The following is a 20,037-nucleotide window of genomic DNA, read 5'->3' as shown; positions in this document are numbered from 1 at the left end:
TACGAATAATGTGTTTAATAAAAATAACCCAAAAAAAGCTGCTGTAAATAGCAGCTTTTTTTGGGTTATACAGCCTCCTGAAAATTCTTTCTGTTTGGCTCTGCTAAAGCTCCGTTTTGTTATTGGAGGGGCTGCAGCTCTTCCGCCTGCCGCGGAGAAAGCATACGGATTCCCTGACGTCGGGGGGGATCTTTCCGCTTTCTTTTTCCGCAGGCGACTCGAAAAATCGCCTTGGCCCCGGTTTTACGGAATGAGCTGAGTCCGGCCCGCCCGGAAAGCGTCGCCATGGAAACAAAAGCGCCCGCTCATAGCTTATCTACTTTATTTTCAAGGCAGCTTTCTGTTTAAAAACGCAAATAAATTAAAGACGTTTTTCCATCGTAACATGTTCAATACCGGCATCCAGAAAAGGAGAGGAAGAAACTGTCGTATAGCCAATTGCAAGATAAAATGCCTCTGCATGAGTTTGAGCATTTAATCTCATTACTTCTGCCCCCCGCTGTTTCGCTGTTTCTTCCATTTTATCCATCAATAAACGACCGAGTCCACTGCTTCTTTCACTGGATAATATGCAGACTCTTTCCGCTTTTGCCGCTTGATCAATCAACCTTAACCGGGCTGCTCCAACAGGCTGACTTTCTTTATAAAAAATAAAATGGATGGATTGTTCTTCTTTATCATCAATTTCGACTGATTCAGGGACCCCCTGCTCGTCAATAAAAACAGAACGCCGGATTTTATATACATCCGCTCGTTCCGTTTCACTCAATGCTATACGAACATCCATCATCATGCATCATTTCCCAGTAAGAAAGTTTCATGTACAGTCCAGGCACCGTTATCAAGCTGATAAAGGAGGGAGAAACGGTCAACCATTTCTTCATGTTCAATAGATTCAAGCTTTAGACGTCCAAACACATCTGAAAGTTCGTCATAGTTCATTTCCTGTCCAATCGTAATATGAGGAATAAATGGATGCTCACGTTTTTTTTGTAAAGGACCTTGATCGAGTTTTTCCTGAAGCTCAAGCAGTTCTTTATTTTCAGAAACTTTCATGTATAAAGTATTCGTCACAGGATAAAAACTGCTGTATTTATAAACGTGAAGCTTAAAAGGCTGGCATTCTTTGGCGGTATTACGAATTTCCTCAACCATTTCTTCTAATTCACCTTCGTTTATGTCAAAAGGATCTTTAAGGGTTAAGTGAGGCGGGATCATGGAGTATTTAATGTCATAGCGTTTCCGGTACGAATTCGCTATATCCTGAAGCTTTTTGGATGGAAAAACTGCAATGCCGTACTTCATCTGAATTGACCTCCTTGTTAACTTACCTATTTGCTTTTATCATAATACATTTTTGCCGTTTTTACAAAATACCTTTTCCAAATTCAGATAAATTCTTCATTAGTGAAAGTCGGACAATTCTGTTACATATGTTAAAATGGAAATACGAGGAGTGATAATCATGGCAAAAAAGGCACCGATTAAATCGCACGTAGTAGAAACCGCAGCGCGCGACTTGTTAAAAGAACGAGGAATTAACATTGAAGATATAGCACAAATCGTCTATGAGATGCAGGCTCCTTATAATGGTTCATTGTCCAAGGAGGAATGTATTGAAAGTGTAGATGCTGTGTTGGAGAAACGCGAGATTCATCATGCCGTACTTGTAGGCATCGAATTGGATAAACTTGCAGAGAAAAAACAATTGTCTGAACCCCTGCAGTCGATTGTCGAATCTGATGAAGGATTATTCGGGGTGGACGAAACAATAGCCATTGGTTCCGTATTCGGCTATGGAAGTATTGCTGTTACAACCTTTGGTTATCTTGATAAAGAGAAAACAGGAATTATTAAAGAACTGGATTCAAAATCTGGAGGTTCGGTTCATACGTTTCTTGATGATTTAATATGCAGTATCGCTGCTAATGCTTCCAGTCGTCTTGCTCACAGACTGAGAGATCGGGAAGATCAGCTTGATCAGGCAGAAATCGATCATCGTGATCAGGAGGAACGTATGGCTTAAAAATGAAACATGGGAAGGGCAGATTCCTTATGCAGGTTGTAAATATCTTAACCAAAGCCGGTTTTCAAAAGTCCGGACCGGGTTTCTGCCTTTGCTGTTAAGCCCTATTTAAACAATTCTATTTGAATCGTGGCGCTTGATAAATCAGTCTGCCGATGCTATTCTTTTAACAATGATTTTATCTTTAACGGCGGGGTGACAGGATATGGGACGGCCACGATGGATATACTGGAAGCAAATTTTTACTACTAAATTTCAGGCTAATTGTACAAAAGCGAAAATCGAAGATAACTGGATAAATGGATACGAAATAGGTCCTATGGTGGAAATACGCAAGCTCAAAGACGATCGATACGTTATCCGATATACGTATGATGAATAAATTTACTAAAAAGAGTTGACGTACATCCCATATCTGTTATATTATACTACTTGTCGCCAACTTATTTGTTCCGTTAGCTCAGCGGGAGAGCACTTGCTTGACAGGCAAGGGGTCACTGGTTCAAATCCAGTACGGAACACCATAAATACATAATTTCAGAACGGGTCATAACCTGTTTAATATCAGAGGATCTCCGCAGCAGCGGAGATCTTTTTTTGTCTGCGATCTCTTATTAACACGAGCAGCTGTTAACGCTTTTATATAGAGTGTTTGTGAATTTTCAAGCGAGTTCTGCTGCCATGACCAGATTAACGTCAGCTGGAAAAGTAAGCTGAAGTTAATGGTTCTATATGACCCCCGGGTAGCATAGAGGGAGGAAAAACAGTATTTAAACAGCTGAAAAGAAAATAGATAAAAATATTCCGGTGACTGCCATGGCAGCAGCAGCGGAAGCGCCCTGCAGTTCGCCTTCATTAATCATATGAGCAGTTCCGATGCCATGGGCAATAGTTCCGACCGCTATCCCCCTTGCAACAGGATTATGGACATTTGCCCAAGTAAGAAGACGGGGCCCGGCAATTGCTCCAACAAGTCCCGTCAGCATTACTAAAGCAGCAGTCATTGTCGGGTCTCCATTTTGTAAAGCAGCTAGTTCCAAAGCTATTGGAACAGTGGCTGTCTTTACTGTAAGAGCAGCAGTAAATTGGTCGCTTACGAGTAAAAGTTGTGACAAAAGCAGTGTGAAAGAAATTGTCACGAGAGAACCTATTCCAAGTGTGAAAACAAATAATTTTATATGTTTAATAATTATTCTTCTATTTTTATACACTGGCACTGCCAGTGCAACTGTAGCAGGTCCGAGCAGAAAAGTTACTGCATCGACAGTCGGCTCGTAAGTCTGAAATTCAATATTTCCAATAGTGAAAAATCCGATTAGAAGCAGTGTGCTTGTAAAGACTGGTGTAAGGGCAGGGAGCGGCCATTGTTTATATACTTTGCTTGTCATTGAATAAATGATAATAGTAAGACTAAGAAAGAGGATTATGTTTATTATCATTTTCTCTCCTCCTTCCAAAATTCTCGTATATTCTTCCTGTAATTACAATTCCAGTGTTTGTGGATAGCAGCAGGATTATTGTAAATGATAAAGCCTGCTGGACGCCTAAAGGTTCTACAGCTATGATTCCAACACAGATAGGAATAAAAAAGAGTCCGAGGTGTTTAACGAAAAGAGCTGCTCCTTTTTCAATCCAGGCGAGGGGAAGTATTTTTGTACTAAGCAGTATAAGAAGGAGAAGCATCCCCATAACATTACCAGGAATCCCGATACCGAAAAAGGAAGTTATGAAATATCCAACGTGATTAATTATTCCTAAAAGCAGAAACTGAAATCCGAGAAAAAAATAACTTGTCAAAACTAAACCTCTCCTTATTAGACAGTGCTGACAGTATCCGGTATTAGTATTAAGAGCGTCTGCGGCTTCTTGATCAGTATATCTATTGAAGATCTTCTGGCATGGCACCTGTCTTTACAGAACGGAAGATTTGAAGACAGGCGTGATGCTCCTTCCGAACGACAGGATTGCCGCATGCTTTCTCTTTGGAAGGCGGGAAAGAGCCACAGGTACTCCATAAACATCACGGAGCATTAACAGAGACATTTATGCAGAAACCTTGCACCATGAGGCATGAAAATGGCCTTCTATAGGAAAAGACTTTCCTCTATACAGGTGGAATGATTGATTATCAAACGGAATCTTCGTTATTAGAAAGCAGCTCCTGCTCTATATTTTTACTGGGCGCTGTAGTGGACATGGAGCGACTCCAGGGGGGTGCAGGACGAGCGCCACTCCGTTCGACCGAAGGGAGGACGGAATCAGCTGAGGCCGGTCCTGCGCCCCCATGGAAACGAAAGCGCACGTTCATCACTTACCTACTTTATTTTCAAGGTAGACTGGAAGAAAGTGGCGCCTTTGTTTTTTACGAAAGCTGTTTCATCAGCAGGATAAGAAAACAAGAAAAAGAATTCTTTACAGGATGCCACTCCGGGTCACGAGTCGAAGATCTCCGGCAGGACGGAAGCGATTAGTTGAGGCCGGTCCTGTGCCCCCGAAGAAGAGTGTATTTTCTACAGTGCATCGTGATCAAAAATAAGAACCTCCCGCAGGCAGACTTAAGGCGTCAGGGCAAAGTTTGTCCTGACGCCTTTGATACCAACTGTGCAGGATCTGAAAAAATTGCATTATTAGAGAAGTTCCTCATACAGTTCATACGTATTATAAGTTCTCGTATACGTATGATCCAAATCTTCATCTGTCATAATCATCAATTTTTCTGAAGTAATTCCATTAACCCGCGTCAAAAATTGAATCATGTTTTCTCTTTCCATTCTTTTCATAAAGATCATCCCCTCATCTGTTTTAATACAGTTTATTTAATATGAATGTATTGTATAACAGATTATTATTATTCGTCAACTGTATTTTTCAGATTATTCTTAAATATTTTTAAGTCATTTAATTGAGCCAAATATATAACTATTATGATAGATATATATTTAACACAGTTATTTAAAAAGGGGAATCTGTTGATCTTATGATTTAACTTTAAATAATTAGGGTACAAAGGAGTATATCGTTGAAAAAAGGAGGATTTACTAATGAAATTTGATGAATTAAACAGCACTAATAGTACTATAGTAAATGTAGAAGGGGTCGAATACCGGACTATCCAAAAACCAAAGGTCAGCAGCAGCGGCGATACTTATAAAGCAGATGCTCTCGATCAGGAAGATAATAAATACGAAATTGAGTGGGCAGTAGTTAATCCAGAGGCCGTAGACGAAAGTGAAGTCTGCGAGTGGAACGAACCTATCGCTGTTAACAAATTATAAAATTTTTTAGTTCTCGTATGAAACATTAAATAAAGAACCGGGGCTTCGAATGAAGAAGCCCCGGTTCTTTTTATTCGATCTTCTATTAATAAGGCTAACTTGAAAATGACGTATAGAGGCGAAAAACGTGCGCTTTCGTTTCCATGGGGCGCAGGGCCGGCCACAGCTAATTTCATGCTCCCTGCGGTCGTGAAGGGTGGATCTTCGCACCTTACTCAGGCGTCTCTGCCACGGCTCTGGTTGCTAATTTTGAACGTTCTTGATTCAGCCAGCAGGCTTTTTTGTATTTAAAAATCAAAATGAAGCGGAAACGTGCCCGTGGAAGAAGGGGATTGGAAGACCCCTCAGGGCGAAGCCCACCTGGAACTCTCCTCCAAGGCAGAGATGAAGCGAAGTTTCCTGCACTAATCAACTGCGAATTTTAACTGAACTAAAAAGAAAGAGGCGGAATTAATACGAATGTCTTCACTCTTCAAGTAGCCTGCCTAAAGCTCGCCCTCCCGGAATCTTCTTAAATCCCGTTTATCTCCTATAAGTATTAAAATGTCTCCAACTTTAATAGGGTCTGAAGGGTCAGGTGTAACATCTACTTTACCCTGTTTTTTTATTGCAATGATCGTGCAGCTGTAATTCTTTCTCGGATCGAGACTGATCAGCGTTTTCCCGCCGATTTTTTTTGTTGCCAGCATTTCAATTATGCTGTAGTCCGCAGAAAGATCAATATAGTCCAATACAGTATCAGAAGTTAAATAGGCTGCTATCCGGCTGCCCATTTCTTTTTCCGGGTGAAAGATTCTGTCGGCACCAATTTTTTCGAGTACCTTGTGGTGATAGTCATTTTGTGCTTTAACCCATACGTTAGGCACATCAAAATCTTTGACATGAAGTGTCGTCAGTATACTTGCCTGAATATCATCACCGATAGCCACAATAACATGATCAAAGTTGCGTATGCCTATATTTGTGAGAAGGGCTTCATCCGTTCCGTTCCCTACATAAGTAGAAGTAGCATAGTCTTTGACAGCATTCACCTTTTTCTCATCAATATCAATAGCAAATACTTCATGTCCCATATGGTATAGTTCTTTGCTTATACTGGATCCGAATCGGCCGAGACCGATAATAGCAAATTGTTTTTTCATGAGTTCAACCTTCTTTTCTCCATACCCTTTATGAAAGGGATGGTTTAGTCCGGAAAAGTATAGCATTTACACGGAGGTAGTTTCAAGGTAGACTATTTTGTAATCATATTGAGTAAGGGTGGTAAAGATATATGTTGGAAGAAACACCAGAGCTCCTCACAGAAGCCCAGCGGATTTTCACCTGGCAGCAGCTGGGTATTGCCGCAGGTATATTTTTACTGTTTTTGATATTCCGAAAAATATTTACTAAATATATATTTAGATTCATTCTCTTTTTGTCTAAGAAAACATCGGTTGAAATACTGTCAAACATTTTATTGGCATTTGAAAAGCCCATGCGTTCATTCTTTGTTTTTATCGGGTTATTTGTGGCTGTGGTCTACTTCCCGTTTGACGAGTCGTTCCACGATTTTTTTGATAAAGTTTTTAGGACGCTCATAATTTTCCATATAGCCTGGGGACTGTTTAATTTATCAGCTTCGACCTCTTCGATTTTTACGCAGGTAGGCAAGAAGATGAAAATTGAATTTGATGATATTCTGCTCCCGTTCGTTTCTAAACTATTGAGATTTGCTATTGTGGTTATGGCATTGAGTATTATTGCCTCTGAATGGGAATATAATGTTTCCGGATTTGTAGCAGGCCTTGGTCTCGGGGGCCTCGCTTTTGCCCTTGCAGCCCAGGAATCCATTAAAAATTTCTTTGGAGGAGTTATTATAATTGTAGAAAAACCCTTCGCGCTCGGAGATTGGATCAAAGCTCCTTCTGTTGAAGGATTTGTAGAAGATATATCTTTCCGAAGTACAAAAATACGTACTTTCGCCGATTCTGTTATTGTAGTTCCCAATTCCACCCTTTCTAATGAACCTATTGAAAACTGGACGAAAATGAGAAAACGATTAATTACGTTTGACATTGGGATTTTGTATTCTACACCTGTGGCCAAAGTAAGAAAGTGTGTAGATCGTATTGATAGGTATCTGCATGAACATACAGAAGTAGATAACGAATTAATTATTGTGAGGTTCAATACTTTTAATGAAAGCAGTCTGGATATTTTTATTTATTTCTTTACTATACCAACAGGCTGGGTGGCCCATATGAAAGTCAAGGAAGATATTAACATGAAGGTAATGGAGATTTTGGAAGAAGAGGGAGTAAGCATTGCATTCCCTACGAGAACACTTGATATGAGCTCGAAAGAAAAATACGAAAACGTAGAACAAGCTGATGAAATTTTTTCTGAGTCTACTTATAAGTGAGACATTTTTTTCAGTTAACTGATTGGCTTTGTAAGAAATTTCAAGGCAGGTAAATAAGCGTCGTAATTGTTTTATGTAGGAACAATGAATATGATACAATGAAATCTGAATTGCAATAGGGAGGATGATTATTATGAAACAAATGGATGCAAATGAAATTATTCAGTACATTTCCGATGCGGAAAAGTCGACACCGGTAAAAGTACATATTAAAGGAGAACTTGAAAATATTGATTTTGGAGCTGAAACAAAATCTTTTATTCAAGGAAACACAGGTGTACTTTTCGGTGAGTGGAGCGATATTCAAGAAGCTTTAAAGCAGAATGAAAATAAAATTGAAGATTACGTGGTTGAAAATGATCGACGAAATTCAGCGATTCCTCTTCTTGACTTGAAAAATATCCATGCTCGAATCGAGCCTGGTGCATTAATTAGAGAACAGGTGGAAATTGGGGATTCTGCTGTCATTATGATGGGAGCTTCCATCAATATCGGTTCTGTAGTTGGAGAAGGCACTATGATCGACATGAATGTAGTTCTTGGTGGAAGAGCTACTGTAGGTAAAAACTGCCATATCGGTGCCGGCGCTGTCCTTGCTGGAGTAATTGAACCGCCTTCAGCCAAACCAGTAACGATTGAAGATGGGGTGGTCGTTGGTGCCAATGCCGTAGTGCTCGAGGGGGTTACAGTAGGCAAAGGTGCTGTCGTAGCAGCCGGATCTATTGTTACGGAAGACGTTCCGCCAAATACTGTAGTAGCAGGAACTCCTGCACGGGTTATTAAAGAAATTGACGATCAGACAAAAGGGAAGACAGAAATCAAAGCAGAACTTCGGAAGCTTAAGAAATAATATGAAACATATAGTTGATCAGGAGCGCCTGGCGGCCCGCCGCCGGGCGCTTCATCAAATTCCAGAGCAGGGCTTCAAAGAAATAAAAACCCAGAATTATCTGCTGGCTGTTTTTGAAGAGAGCAAAACAGATTTTATGACAATAGAAAAATGGTCCACAGGAATAGTTATTTTTATTGCTGGTACTGCACCTTCGAAGACTATAGGCTACCGGGCAGATATGGATGGACTGCCTGTAACAGAGAATACAGATTACGAATTCCAATCCCGGCATGAAGGAATGATGCACGCATGCGGGCACGATATTCATATGACAATCGGCACAGCCGCTGTGGAGTATTTTGCTGAACACAGGCCTGAAAATAATCTGGTTTTTTTCTTTCAGCCTGCGGAAGAAGGACCCGGCGGCGCCGAGCCGATGCTTAAATCAAAGCTTTTTAAGCAGCGGCGTCCGGACGAAATATATGCTCTTCACATTGCTCCGGAATTTCCTGTAGGAACTGTGGCATCAAAACCTGGTATTTTGTTTGCTAATACGAGTGAGCTGTTTATAGATTTTCAAGGGAAAGGCGGCCATGCTGCTTACCCTCACGCGACTGAAGATATGGTTGTTGCCGCAAGTCATTTCGTTACACAGCTGCAAACGATCGTCTCCAGAAATGTTTCACCTCTTGATTCAGCAGTAGTTACTGTTGGAAAAGTAGAAGCTGGTACAAAACAGAACATCATTGCAGAAACAGCAAGAATAGAAGGAACGATACGCACGCTTTCGGTTAAAGCCATGCAAGAAGTTAAAGGTCGTATAGAATCGATGTGCAAGGGGATAGAGGCTTCTTTCCGCTGTCGTACTTCGATCGACTATGGAGCTAATTACTGTCAGGTTTACAACGATGAGAAGCTGATGGAGCAGTTCGTAAAAAAAGCTGAATCCAGCGATGTCATAACATTTCAGGAATGTGATAAAGCCATGACAGGAGAAGATTTCGGCTATTTTCTCGAAGAAGTACCCGGAGTCATGTTCTGGCTCGGAGTTAACAGTGAATACGGGCTTCATTCAAGTAGACTCCAGCCAGACGAAAGCGTTCTTGCGCCTGGAGCTTCATGGGTAATCGAATGGCTTGAATCCCGTCTGAATAAAAACGAAATTGACTGATTCCAGAAAAATAATTTGAATTGAATTAAAAGTCCTCCTGTATGGTACAGGAGGACTTTTTTGTCCGTTTTTTTGTTATATGTGTTGAACTTAATAATTAGTCTCCGCTTCTGTAACCAGCCGCTTTCGTTTCCATGGGGACGCTTTCCAGGCGGCCGGCCTCAGCTGATCCCTTCCTCCCTGCGCTCGGCAGGGGTGGTGCTCGTCCTTATTCGCCCCGGATTCGCCCCATGTCCACTCCAACGGCCTGTTTTCCATTTCTGTTCTTCCTGCAGGTATGGTCAGCCGTTAAAAATGATAACACCCTTTTTTCTTTCGATAGGGAAGAACGCTTTCGAGGTCATACATTCTATCTTTATAAATATTGAGTTCAATTTATATAGTTGAAAGAAATCCCTTTTACTTCTAAAGCTGTTTTTACTTTTATTCTTTATTCAAAGTTTTTTAAAACTGAAATTCGGACTTTTTCAAACTCAGTAACTTTAACGTGAAAAATAGGAAAGCACCCCTTGGTTTTTGATTTCAGTCTAGGTGTCCTCTTAAAAAAACAATGGCATAGAAACTATTGGACAGAGAATTTGTAGGTAATTGCAGGTTATTGTCTTATATAGCCTAGTTTTCACAAAGTTCGAATAAGAGTTAGAAACATTGACAGAGCAAATATTTAAAATGATTATGAGAGGATGAGAAGCGAAGAAATCTTTATAGTGAAAAAATGTTAATTTATTTTTGAATAATCTATCAATCCTATTGAATAAAAGAAAGGAAAGAAGTATACTACTTTTATGTTCTTAATAACGAAAATGTTTCTTTTAACTCAGGAAGCTTTTATTGGAGGATTTTCTATTCCGGGTAGTTAAACAATTTTAAAAATTTTTATTTTCTTACTGTGGTGCTTTGTGACTGCACTGAACAAAACAGTAAAGGTCGAAAAATCTGGGTTAGTCAGGTAATTTAAGCTTATTCGATGCCGCTGAAATCATAAAAGTATAAGTCTTAATCTTGTTCTTTATAAAATTAATTTTGTAGAAGGCAGCATTATTTATAACTTGTAAAATGAAATTTCACAATAATTACAAATATTTGAATTGAGAAATTTAATATCATCGTTTTAACAGTTATGGTTATGTAATAATATTTCAGCTGCACGATCAGACAGGACAGATATTTAATTGATAATCCAGAGAAAACGCGAAGTATAAGTCCTGATTATCAACAAACTATAATAAAAGAGGTAATGATAATGAAAATGGAGTTGATAGGGGATTTAATAATAAAGCATAGAAAAAAGAAAGGTTTAACACTGACTGAGCTGGCAGATAGAGCTGAAATTTCTAAATCTAATTTAAGCAATATAGAAAGGAACATAAACAAAAATCCCTCTGTAAAGGTTCTGAATAAAATTGCGGAAGTTCTGGAAGTAGATCTTATTACACTTCTGGGTATAGATATTCCGAGCGAAGAAATATCTAATGCTGGAATGATAAATAGACTTAATGAGTTAAATTTAACCGCAGAAGAACTTAAAGAATTTGAAGAAGTTATAGAATTTATCAAGTGGCGAAAAGAGCAGAAAGAAAATAAATAATGCCTGCGGTCTGAAAATAGTTTATTTATAAAATAGAGGTGCCGGACTGGGGAATCCCCAGTCCGGCACCTCTATTTTTATGAGTGAACTGATTGAGTTTCCTGCTTATGCATATAAACCTGATGGGGAAATGGGATTTCAATACCATTTTCTTCGAGAGCTTCCTTAATTTCCTTCCTTAAAAGCCTCTCGACACCCCACTGCTCCATATTAACTGTTTTAGCTAATACGCGGATTACTACATCACTGTCTCCCAAACCCTGGACACCAAGAACATCCGGACCTTCAATGATTGTGTCTACTTTGGAGGCTGCACGCTCACAGGCTGCCTGCATGACATGTACAGCTTCTCCGATATTTTCATCGTAGGCAATGCTTATATCTACTAAAGCCTGCATATTGGAGCGGGAATGGTTACTGAGGCTGCCAATCTCCCGGTTCGGAACAAAATGTACGGTTCCATCAAAACCTCTCAACTTTGTCGTTCGTAATCCAACTTCTTCTACGATGCCATCGAGGCCGGCGAGAGTAACATACTCCTCCACGTCAATCTGTTTCTCAAGGAGGATAAAAAAGCCGGTTACGATATCACTTACTAATCCCTGGGCTCCAAATCCGATGGCAAGACCGACAATACCAGCCCCCGCAATCAACGCGGTAACATCGTATTCGAATACTCCGACAATAAGGGTTATAACTACAAATATCAATATATAAGAGAAGACGTTAACAGCCAGCTTTTCAAGAGTTCGGATTCTCCCTGTTGAAATATTCCGCTGATCCCCCATTCTGTTAAAACTTTTCTCAATAAATTTCCTGCCAATAGCACGGACGATAAAAAAAGCAATTAAAATACCAGCCAATTGAGCAGCTACAGTTACTGCTTTTGTAGCGATTTCTGCCCAGTTAATGGCAATAATCCATTCCTGCATAAAACTTTCTCCTTTCTAAACGTAAGTTATGTACTCTAAGAGTTTACCACAGAGAAATCTCACCTTAAACATATAATCTTACTTTCATAATTGAAAGCTGAGGGCAGCTCCGTTATGATGAAGAGAGTGTTTACGAAAGGGGGCAGGCAGCTTGAGAGGCTGCCGTCTTTACTATGAAAAAACAATTTGCAGTGATTGGTCTCGGCCGCTTTGGCGGAAGTATTGTAAAAGAATTAAATGAGCTCGGCATGGAAGTGTTAGCAATAGATGTTAATGAAGAGAAGGTAAATGAATATGCTTCGGTAGCTACGCATGCGGTTATGGCTGATACGACTGATGAAAATACCCTTCGAAGTCTGGGAATTCGTAATTTTGACCATGTCATAGTGGCTATTGGTGATAACATACAATCCAGTATTTTAACTACGCTTATGCTTGTGGAAATAGGTGTCGATCATATAACGGTTAAAGCTCAGAACGATTATCATGAAAAAGTACTCAGTAAAATAGGAGCTCATAAAGTGGTGCACCCAGAGAGAGATATGGGAATACGAATAGCTCATAACCTCGTTTCAAAAAATGTACTTGATTATCTTGAACTCTCGGATGAATTTAGTATTGTAGAGATCGAAGCGGGAGCGAGAGTAGACGGCTATACACTTATTGATCTGGATCTTCGTGCAAAATACGGCTGCAATATTATGGCGGTTAAACGAGGGGAAGATATTAACGTATCGCCTGCAGCTGAAGATGTACTGAAACATGGGGACGTATTAATTGTTATAGGGGCGGATAGAGATATTACAAGAATGGAACAGGATTTGTTTGATGATGATTCCGACTAAAGAGTAAGAAAGCTTTTACCTCTATCGAAAGCAGATTTAATCCATAACAATACATGTCCGCAGGAAATTATTTAATAATAAGCTGACTTGAAAGTAAAACATCCATTATACGGTGACTACTAATTTTCGTTTATCGCTTATACGTTTTATTTTCAAGGCAGCCTATAAATAAACTTCAGAAAAAGGGCGGGCCCGTCGATTATTTCGACGGGCCCGCCCTTTATTAATAATGGTCTATACTTCCATAATAATTGGCAGGATCATTGGTTTACGCTTTGTTTTTTCATAAAGAAATGGTCCGAGCGTATCAGAAATAGAATTCTTGATTTCCGACCACTGAGTCGTTTTCGATCCCATCATATGCTGCAGATGACCGTGAAGTTTACGCTGGGCTTCATTTATTAAGTCACTGGATTCCCTCATGTAAACAAATCCTCTGGAAATAATGTCGGGACCGGAGGCGATCTTAAATTCTTTCATATTAAGACTGACTACTACGACTACCAGCCCTTCTTCCGAAAGAATTCGTCTGTCACGAAGAACGATATTGCCAATATCACCAATACCATTGCCGTCTACATAGACAGAACCGCCGGGCACCTTGCCCGCAGGTCCTGCTTCGTTTTTATCCATGGCAAGAACATCACCAATATCCATTACGAAACAGTTTTCTTCGGCAACTCCGCAGTCCTGGGCCATATCCGAATGCATTTTGAGCATACGGTATTCCCCGTGGATTGGCATAAAGTACTTAGGCTTCATTAAGCGGAGCATTAATTTCTGCTCTTCCTGGCTTCCGTGTCCTGAAGTGTGTATATCGTTCAGTGAGCCGTGGATAACTTCTGCACCGGCACGGAACAACTGATTAATAATCTTACTTACACTCAGTGTATTTCCAGGAATTGGAGAAGAAGAAAATACGACTGTATCTCCTGGAATGATCTGTATTTGACGATGGGTACCGTGAGCAACACGTGAAAGTGCAGCCATTGGTTCACCCTGGCTTCCTGTGCATAGAATCAAGACCTGATCAGCCGGTATTTTATTCAGCTGATTTGATTCTATGAATGTACTCTCCGGCGCTTTAATATATCCGAGTTCCCGACCGATTCGAATTGCTGATTCCATACTGCGGCCGAACACAGCTACTTTTCTATTATATTTGACTGCTGATTCAACAGCCTGCTGGAGACGGTAAATATTCGAAGCAAAGGTCGCGAAAATAATGCGCCCATCTACTTTGCGAAAAATAGATTCTATGCTTTCTCCAACTTTTCTCTCGGACATGGTAAAACCCGGTATTTCTGCGTTAGTACTGTCCGAAAGAAGGCAGAGAACTCCTTCTTCACCGATCTTAGCCATTTTGGATAAATTAGCCGGCTCTCCCACAGGAGTAAAGTCAAATTTGAAATCACCTGTCTGCACGATATTGCCGGAAGGTGTCTTGACAACTACCCCAAATGAATCGGGGATACTATGAGTCGTGTGAAAGAAAGACACCGATGTTTTTTGAAATTTAATGACGGAATCTTCATTTATTTCATGAAGCTGAGCTGTTCGCAGCAGTCCATGCTCTTCCAGTTTATTGCGGATAAGAGCAAGGGCAAGTTTCCCTGCATAGATAGGAACATTTATTGCTTTGAGCAGATAGGGAACTCCGCCAATATGATCTTCATGTCCGTGAGTGATAAAGACGCCCTTGATCTTGTCAGCGTTTTTAATCAGATACGTATAATCCGGAATAACATAATCAATTCCCAGTAATTCGTCTTCCGGAAATTTAATGCCGGAGTCGATAACGATAATTTCGTCCTGGAATTGAACTGCATACATGTTTTTACCGATTTCACCCAGACCCCCCAGGGAAAATACGGCTACTTGATGATTTTTTACTTTCATTGATTAAGGCTCTCCACTTTAAAATCATCGTTTGTTTCTTTTTCGTAGGCAAGGGCAGCATCAGAAAGCGGGGTCACAAACTCAATGTTATACTCTCTGTTTTTTAAACCTTTACGTACTTCTTCCTCTGTTTCTGCCTCCACATACATCGAATTTGTTTTTTCGCGTACAGGTACTTCAGCAAGTGTTTCCTGATAATAAACTTTAAATACCATTTTATCCTCTCCTTAATTATCATTTATTACTTCTATTACTTCGTTTAAAAACAGGTTTTAAAGTCCGACATCATTTCAAATAAGCCGCAGCAGTGTTTGACGGAAAATTGTTGACATGGGCAGACCATGCTTCCGGCTGTTCAATTTTCCTATTCTGCGTGCAGTACTTTCGAAATCCGTTCTCTCCACCTTTTACATATTTTAAACCTTCCTTCCCCTCAATTCAAGGTTGACGTTCAAAACGAAAGCTGATTTACAGAGAAACAAAGGTAAAATCGAACTAAATAGAACGGTATTTTAAATTAATAATGAATTCATTCAGATAATTTTCATGGTGACATCTAATAAACTTCATTCGTGCTTTGAGAGAATCTGCATTGTCATTACCATAAGCGGCAGCAAAGTCTTTCTTTTTGGCTGCCTTGAAAATAAAGTATTAAAGCGATGAACGTTCGCTTTCGTTTCCATGGGGCGCTTTCCGGGCGGGCCTCAGCTGATCCCTTCCTCCCTGCGGTCCGGAGATGGATCTTCGGCTCGTCCTCCATCCCCTCGGAGCCGACCCATGTCCTCCTCAGCTTACGATAAAAAGACAGAGGAGAAGTTCCATTCCTATAGAAGGCCATCTTCTTCCATTTAATAACATCAAAAGCGACATGACGGGATTATCGTCATGTCGCTTTTGAGAAATATAAACGTTTTAGTGAAAATTTAACCGTTTGAATCAATTTCATAATGGAAGTTGGTCCTGTAGAAACTGAATTAGGCAGATGCCTTCCCCTGAAGACGGACATTTCATCCTTCAGGAGTAATCGTCTTTCGCTGCGGTCATTTTTAAATACGAAAGTTAAGGATAGAACCTGTTATAAATAGTCGCATATTTGCCTGGGTCAAGCATTCATGAAATTGATTCGAATGTCTTTATAAAAATGGAGGCAAACATATTAAATAACTGTTTCATTTTCACTTCGAGTGATGACAGACTTGGAAGGAAGAGGTCTTTTGAACTTATCATTGTAATCTTCAATTCTGTCATAAAACATAATCCCATCCAGATGATCGATTTCGTGCTGGATAACTATAGCTTCATAGCCGCGGAAACGCAATTTAACTTTTTCTCCATCTGAAGTGAAAGCTTCTACTTTAATCCGGGCGTAACGGGGGACAATGCCTTCTACAGCACGGTCTACTGAGAGACAGCCTTCTCCTGATTCTAAAAAAGCTGTTTCCTGTGAGTGACTTATTATTTTTGGATTGAAAAGGGCGAATTCTTTTACTTCATCTTCGGCATCAGGGGTACGTATACATATGATCCGTTTTGAAATATTAATCTGAGGAGCAGCAAGTCCTACGCCTGGCCGCAGTTCAAGTTCGGCTGCTATTTCTTCGTTCTGACCATTTCGAAGGAATTCCATCATCTCCTGAATAGTATGAATATCTTTTTCACTGGGAGGTATGGAGACTTCTTCCGCCCGCTTCCGAAGAGTCGGGTGCCCTTCCCTTATTATGTCTTTCATTGTAAGCATTTCTTCTTCTCCTTTCGCATGTCAGCTTTATATATCTTAATATAAAAAAGCATAAACTAAAATCAATAAATTTAAAACGTTCACGAAGAAGTATGGATTAATTGAACAAAAATGAGTATCGTTTAAGAATAGAGTGCAACAGAAATTTTGAATAATAAAACTGAAGGGGCGGTAATGATGCAATGGAAACCTAAACTATTATTACTGGTGTTTTTTGGTCTGCTTGCAGCCTGCGGTAACAATCAGGGAGAGCAGATATATAAAAGCTGGGAAAAAGCTGCTGAGACAGAAAAGAATGTATCCTCTTTTCAAAACCCTAGAGGAGTAAAAGAAAACATGGAATTTGATTTATTTAAAATAATGAGCAGTAAAAAGACGATAGAGGAGATTTCCCCCTTAAGCGAAAAAGCTATCGCCTCAGCTGAAGAAAGAAGAGATTTACTGGAACAGGAAAGAAGCATAAGATTTGAAGCTTACGGACAATTTCAGGAAGCTCTTCCGGAAAAAAATAATTTGAACGAAAGTATTAAAGCACCAGCTGAAGAAGCAGTGGAACTTATGGAAAAAAGATATTACACGTATGAAGAACTGATCGACATTTATAACCGTTCAATTGATAAGGATATCGATCTCTACCGGCTACTTTCCCAGGAAAGTCTTTCCGCAGCAGAACTTGAAGATCACCAGAACGCAGTTAATGACTTTTACAATGAAATAGAAGAGCTGAATGAAACATTCAATCGACAGACTGAAAAATTTAACGACGCGAAATTAGAATTTTACAGCGCGGCGGGAATAGAACTACATCATTAGCAGCAAAATCAGTATTCAGTATCAGAAATTGCAGAGACAAAATAGTAAGCATGTTTTTCATCAGCCGCGGGTATAATGGAACTAATATGTTTTTTAAGGATTCGTCCTTTAAATTGGGCAGGGAAGTATAACAGGAAGTTTAAAAGGCTGACACAGTTATAAAGCTCTTGTGAATCAGTTAACAAGCTGTATTTCAATAAATAAGCTTGTAACTACTGCAAAAGCGTTGACGAGCTAACTTTGTTTCGTGTAAACTTAGGGACGTAAATGAAGGGTTGTATTAATACTTTTCAGGAAAAACGTACTACAGAAACAAGCTGCTATGCTGCTTCTATCAATTACTCTGTGTTATCAGCTTACAAATCTGAACTACAAGTGGCAGGACAGAAAGTTTGTTAATTAAATAATAATGATGAGGTGAATCTTTTCATGGAAAAAACGAAAGAGCTCCAAAAAGTTGAAGAGCAGTTTGAAACTTTTCAAATTCTCGATGAAAAAGGAAAGATAGTTAATAAGGAAGCAATGCCTGAACTTTCAGATGAACAATTGAAAGAAATGATGACGCGTATGGTTTATACAAGAATTTGGGATCAGCGTGCTATTTCCTTGAACCGGCAGGGACGTCTTGGTTTCTATGCACCGGTCGCTGGTCAGGAAGCTTCAATGATAGGTTCTCAGTTTGCTCTGGATAAAAAGGACTGGATTCTGCCGGGTTACCGTGATATTCCACAGATCTATTACCACGGGCTTCCGCTTCACCAGGCGTTCTTATGGTCACGTGGACATTTTCAGGGCGGCCAGGTTCCTGAAGGAGTACGTATTATGCTCCCGCAAATCATTATCGGCGCTCAGATAACCCAGACGGCAGGTGTAGCTATGGGTCTGAAAAAAGATAAAGAGGAGCAGGTAGCGGTCACGTATACAGGAGACGGCGGAGCTTCTCAGGGAGATTTCTATGAAGGAATGAATTTCGCTGGCGCGTTTAATCTTCCTGCAGTATTTATCGTACAGAACAATCGATTTGCTATTTCCGTACCAGTTGAGCAGCAGTCTGCAGCTAAAACAATCGCTCAAAAAGCTGTTGCAGCCGGCATTCATGGCCAGCAGGTGGACGGAATGGATATTCTTGCTGTTTATGCAGCTACGGAAGAAGCGAGAAACCGCGGTATTGAGGGAAATGGGCCGACAATGCTTGAGCTCATGACGTACCGCTATGGGCCTCATACGATGGCTGGCGACGATCCGACTCGTTACCGTACTTCTGAAGAGGACGATGAGTGGGAAAAGAAAGATCCGATCGTCCGTTTCCGTAAATTCCTTGAAGGAAAGAAGTTATGGTCTGAAGAAGAAGAAGAAAAAATTGTTGAACAGGCCAAAGAAGATATTAAAGCTGCTATCAAAGAAGCAGACGGAGCCCCTAAGCAGAAAGTTACAGACTTGATTGATATCACTTATTCCGATCAGAAACCTACGAACCTTGATGAGCAGCGTGAACAATACGAGAAGAAGGAGTCGAAGTAAGCTATGGCGCAAATGACAATGATTCAAGCTATTACAGATGCAATGCGAAATGAATTGAAAAATGATGAAAAAGTATTAGTTTACGGAGAAGACGTGGGTCTGAATGGTGGAGTTTTCCGCGCTACAGATGGTCTGCAAAAAGAATTTGGCGAGGAGCGCGTATTTGACACACCGCTTGCTGAATCCGGTATCGGCGGTCTGGCTCATGGCCTCAGTCTGACAGGCTACCGTTCCGTTATGGAACTTCAATTCTTCGGTTTCGTATTTGAAGCTTTTGATTCCGTGGCAGGACAGATGGCCCGTCTTAACTACCGTTCAGGGGGAGTCTACAATGCTCCCGTTACGATCCGCTCCCCGTTTGGCGGCGGAGTAAAAACTCCGGAAATGCACGCAGACAGTCTGGAAGGGCTTATGGCACAGACGCCAGGCCTGAAAGTTGTAATCCCGTCTAACCCTTATGATGCGAAAGGTCTTCTTATTTCTGCCATCCGCGACAACGATCCAGTTGTCTTTTTGGAACACATGAAACTTTATCGTTCTTTCCGGGATGAAGTACCGGAAGAGGAATATACGGTACCATTGGGCAAAGCAGACATTAAGCGTGAAGGGACAGACATTTCTATTATTTCTTACGGAGCAATGGTTCAGACTTCACTTAAAGCTGCTGAAAAGCTTGAAAAAGACGGAATATCTGCGGAAGTTGTTGACCTTCGAACTGTCAGCCCGCTCGATATTGAAACAATTATTGAATCTGTTAAGAAAACAAATCGCGCTGTCGTAGTTCAGGAAGCTCAGAAACAGGCAGGAATTGCTGCTACAGTCGTCGCGGAAATAAACGATCGAGCTATTTTAAGCCTGGAGGCTCCAGTCGGAAGAGTTACGGCACCAGACACTATTTTCCCGTTTGCAGCCGCAGAAGATACATGGCTTCCGAACGAAAAAGACGTTGCAGCTAAAGTAAAAGAAATTATTGAATTTTAATTGAAGTGGAAA

Annotated in this window: 22 protein-coding genes and 1 tRNA gene; 12 read left to right on the top strand and 11 right to left on the bottom strand. The window is 40.4% G+C overall.

The window, feature by feature from the left end:
• Positions 1-361: 361 nt before the first annotated feature.
• Both FTX54_RS10105 and FTX54_RS10100 read right to left on the bottom strand, forming a co-directional pair.
• On the bottom strand, positions 362-793 hold the full coding sequence (locus FTX54_RS10105; RefSeq protein WP_338484455.1) for a GNAT family N-acetyltransferase: 432 nt from the start codon (positions 791-793) through the stop codon (positions 362-364).
• Positions 790-1,305, bottom strand: coding sequence for a YjcG family protein (locus FTX54_RS10100; protein WP_147802469.1), 516 nt, complete (start codon positions 1,303-1,305; stop codon positions 790-792). Before FTX54_RS10100 ends, FTX54_RS10105 begins: the two co-directional genes overlap by 4 nt.
• Positions 1,306-1,465: 160 nt before the next feature.
• Between FTX54_RS10100 and FTX54_RS10095 the strand changes: the two genes are divergently transcribed.
• The 3 genes from FTX54_RS10095 (at position 1,466) to FTX54_RS10085 (ending at position 2,550) form a co-directional block, all read left to right on the top strand.
• Positions 1,466-2,026 (top strand): phosphatidylglycerophosphatase A family protein, encoded by a 561-nt coding sequence (locus FTX54_RS10095; protein WP_147802468.1) that lies wholly within the window; start codon positions 1,466-1,468, stop codon positions 2,024-2,026.
• A gap of 205 nt (positions 2,027-2,231) precedes the next feature.
• The gene (locus tag FTX54_RS10090; protein WP_187254437.1) at positions 2,232-2,408 is read left to right on the top strand and encodes a hypothetical protein; all 177 of its coding nucleotides are present in this window, start codon (positions 2,232-2,234) and stop codon (positions 2,406-2,408) included.
• A gap of 67 nt (positions 2,409-2,475) precedes the next feature.
• A tRNA-Val gene (locus tag FTX54_RS10085) sits at positions 2,476-2,550 on the top strand.
• 246 nt (positions 2,551-2,796) lie between these two features.
• Here FTX54_RS10085 and FTX54_RS10080 read toward each other — a convergent pair.
• The 3 genes from FTX54_RS10080 to FTX54_RS10070 form a co-directional block, all read right to left on the bottom strand.
• Positions 2,797-3,465, bottom strand: coding sequence for an LrgB family protein (locus FTX54_RS10080; protein ID WP_147802467.1), 669 nt, complete (start codon positions 3,463-3,465; stop codon positions 2,797-2,799).
• On the bottom strand, positions 3,437-3,823 hold the full coding sequence (locus FTX54_RS10075; RefSeq protein WP_147802512.1) for a CidA/LrgA family protein: 387 nt from the start codon (positions 3,821-3,823) through the stop codon (positions 3,437-3,439). Before FTX54_RS10075 ends, FTX54_RS10080 begins: the two co-directional genes overlap by 29 nt.
• Before the next feature lie 830 nt (positions 3,824-4,653).
• A complete protein-coding gene (locus FTX54_RS10070; protein ID WP_147802465.1) occupies positions 4,654-4,806 on the bottom strand; it encodes a BH0509 family protein in 153 nt (50 codons plus the stop codon).
• 261 nt (positions 4,807-5,067) lie between these two features.
• Between FTX54_RS10070 and FTX54_RS10065 the strand changes: the two genes are divergently transcribed.
• On the top strand, positions 5,068-5,301 hold the full coding sequence (locus tag FTX54_RS10065) for a hypothetical protein (protein WP_147802464.1): 234 nt from the start codon (positions 5,068-5,070) through the stop codon (positions 5,299-5,301).
• 485 nt (positions 5,302-5,786) lie between these two features.
• Here FTX54_RS10065 and FTX54_RS10060 read toward each other — a convergent pair whose 3' ends face one another.
• Entirely contained in the window at positions 5,787-6,443 is a 657-nt protein-coding gene (locus tag FTX54_RS10060) for a potassium channel family protein (RefSeq protein ID WP_147802463.1), read from the bottom strand.
• 131 nt (positions 6,444-6,574) lie between these two features.
• Between FTX54_RS10060 and FTX54_RS10055 the strand changes: the two genes are divergently transcribed.
• From FTX54_RS10055 to FTX54_RS10045, 3 genes are all read left to right on the top strand, one after another.
• Positions 6,575-7,705 carry a mechanosensitive ion channel family protein gene (locus FTX54_RS10055; protein ID WP_147802462.1) on the top strand — a complete coding sequence of 377 codons (1,131 nt, stop codon included), beginning with the start codon at positions 6,575-6,577 and terminating at the stop codon, positions 7,703-7,705.
• 133 nt (positions 7,706-7,838) lie between these two features.
• A complete protein-coding gene (dapD, locus tag FTX54_RS10050; RefSeq protein WP_147802461.1) occupies positions 7,839-8,555 on the top strand; it encodes a 2,3,4,5-tetrahydropyridine-2,6-dicarboxylate N-acetyltransferase in 717 nt (238 codons plus the stop codon).
• 1 nt (position 8,556) lies between these two features.
• Positions 8,557-9,708, top strand: coding sequence for an N-acetyldiaminopimelate deacetylase (locus FTX54_RS10045; RefSeq protein WP_147802460.1), 1,152 nt, complete (start codon positions 8,557-8,559; stop codon positions 9,706-9,708).
• 90 nt (positions 9,709-9,798) lie between these two features.
• On the opposite strand, the gene FTX54_RS10040 is transcribed toward FTX54_RS10045, so the two are convergent.
• Complete coding sequence (locus FTX54_RS10040; protein WP_187254436.1) at positions 9,799-9,966, bottom strand: hypothetical protein; 168 nt, start codon at positions 9,964-9,966, stop codon at positions 9,799-9,801.
• Between the two features lie 985 nt (positions 9,967-10,951).
• On the opposite strand from FTX54_RS10040, the gene FTX54_RS10035 reads away from it, so the two are divergent.
• Positions 10,952-11,296 carry a helix-turn-helix domain-containing protein gene (locus FTX54_RS10035; protein ID WP_246125542.1) on the top strand — a complete coding sequence of 115 codons (345 nt, stop codon included), beginning with the start codon at positions 10,952-10,954 and terminating at the stop codon, positions 11,294-11,296.
• A 77-nt stretch (positions 11,297-11,373) separates the two neighbouring features.
• On the opposite strand, the gene FTX54_RS10030 is transcribed toward FTX54_RS10035, so the two are convergent.
• Complete coding sequence (locus FTX54_RS10030) at positions 11,374-12,228, bottom strand: mechanosensitive ion channel family protein (RefSeq protein ID WP_147802459.1); 855 nt, start codon at positions 12,226-12,228, stop codon at positions 11,374-11,376.
• 173 nt (positions 12,229-12,401) lie between these two features.
• On the opposite strand from FTX54_RS10030, the gene FTX54_RS10025 reads away from it, so the two are divergent.
• Positions 12,402-13,073 (top strand): potassium channel family protein, encoded by a 672-nt coding sequence (locus FTX54_RS10025; RefSeq protein WP_147802458.1) that lies wholly within the window; start codon positions 12,402-12,404, stop codon positions 13,071-13,073.
• A gap of 234 nt (positions 13,074-13,307) precedes the next feature.
• Here the strand turns inward: FTX54_RS10025 and rnjA are convergent, their stop codons facing one another.
• The 3 genes from rnjA to def form a co-directional block, all read right to left on the bottom strand.
• Complete coding sequence (gene rnjA / locus FTX54_RS10020; protein ID WP_147802457.1) at positions 13,308-14,972, bottom strand: ribonuclease J1; 1,665 nt, start codon at positions 14,970-14,972, stop codon at positions 13,308-13,310.
• On the bottom strand, positions 14,969-15,187 hold the full coding sequence (locus FTX54_RS10015; protein WP_147802456.1) for a DNA-dependent RNA polymerase subunit epsilon: 219 nt from the start codon (positions 15,185-15,187) through the stop codon (positions 14,969-14,971). Before FTX54_RS10015 ends, rnjA begins: the two co-directional genes overlap by 4 nt.
• Positions 15,188-16,128: 941 nt before the next feature.
• Positions 16,129-16,710 carry a peptide deformylase gene (gene def, locus FTX54_RS10010; protein WP_147802455.1) on the bottom strand — a complete coding sequence of 194 codons (582 nt, stop codon included), beginning with the start codon at positions 16,708-16,710 and terminating at the stop codon, positions 16,129-16,131.
• Between the two features lie 174 nt (positions 16,711-16,884).
• On the opposite strand from def, the gene FTX54_RS10005 reads away from it, so the two are divergent.
• The 3 genes from FTX54_RS10005 (at position 16,885) to FTX54_RS09995 (ending at position 20,025) form a co-directional block, all read left to right on the top strand.
• Positions 16,885-17,523 carry a YkyA family protein gene (locus FTX54_RS10005; RefSeq protein ID WP_147802454.1) on the top strand — a complete coding sequence of 213 codons (639 nt, stop codon included), beginning with the start codon at positions 16,885-16,887 and terminating at the stop codon, positions 17,521-17,523.
• A 429-nt stretch (positions 17,524-17,952) separates the two neighbouring features.
• Entirely contained in the window at positions 17,953-19,044 is a 1,092-nt protein-coding gene (pdhA, locus tag FTX54_RS10000) for a pyruvate dehydrogenase (acetyl-transferring) E1 component subunit alpha (protein WP_147802453.1), read from the top strand.
• Between the two features lie 3 nt (positions 19,045-19,047).
• The gene (locus FTX54_RS09995) at positions 19,048-20,025 is read left to right on the top strand and encodes an alpha-ketoacid dehydrogenase subunit beta (protein ID WP_147802452.1); all 978 of its coding nucleotides are present in this window, start codon (positions 19,048-19,050) and stop codon (positions 20,023-20,025) included.
• The last annotated feature ends 12 nt before the right edge of the window (positions 20,026-20,037 follow it).

Origin of the sequence: Alkalicoccus halolimnae (assembly GCF_008014775.2) — a bacterium.
Taxonomy (GTDB): domain Bacteria; phylum Bacillota; class Bacilli; order Bacillales; family Salisediminibacteriaceae; genus Alkalicoccus; species Alkalicoccus halolimnae.
This window is presented reverse-complemented; position numbering and strand designations above follow the sequence as displayed.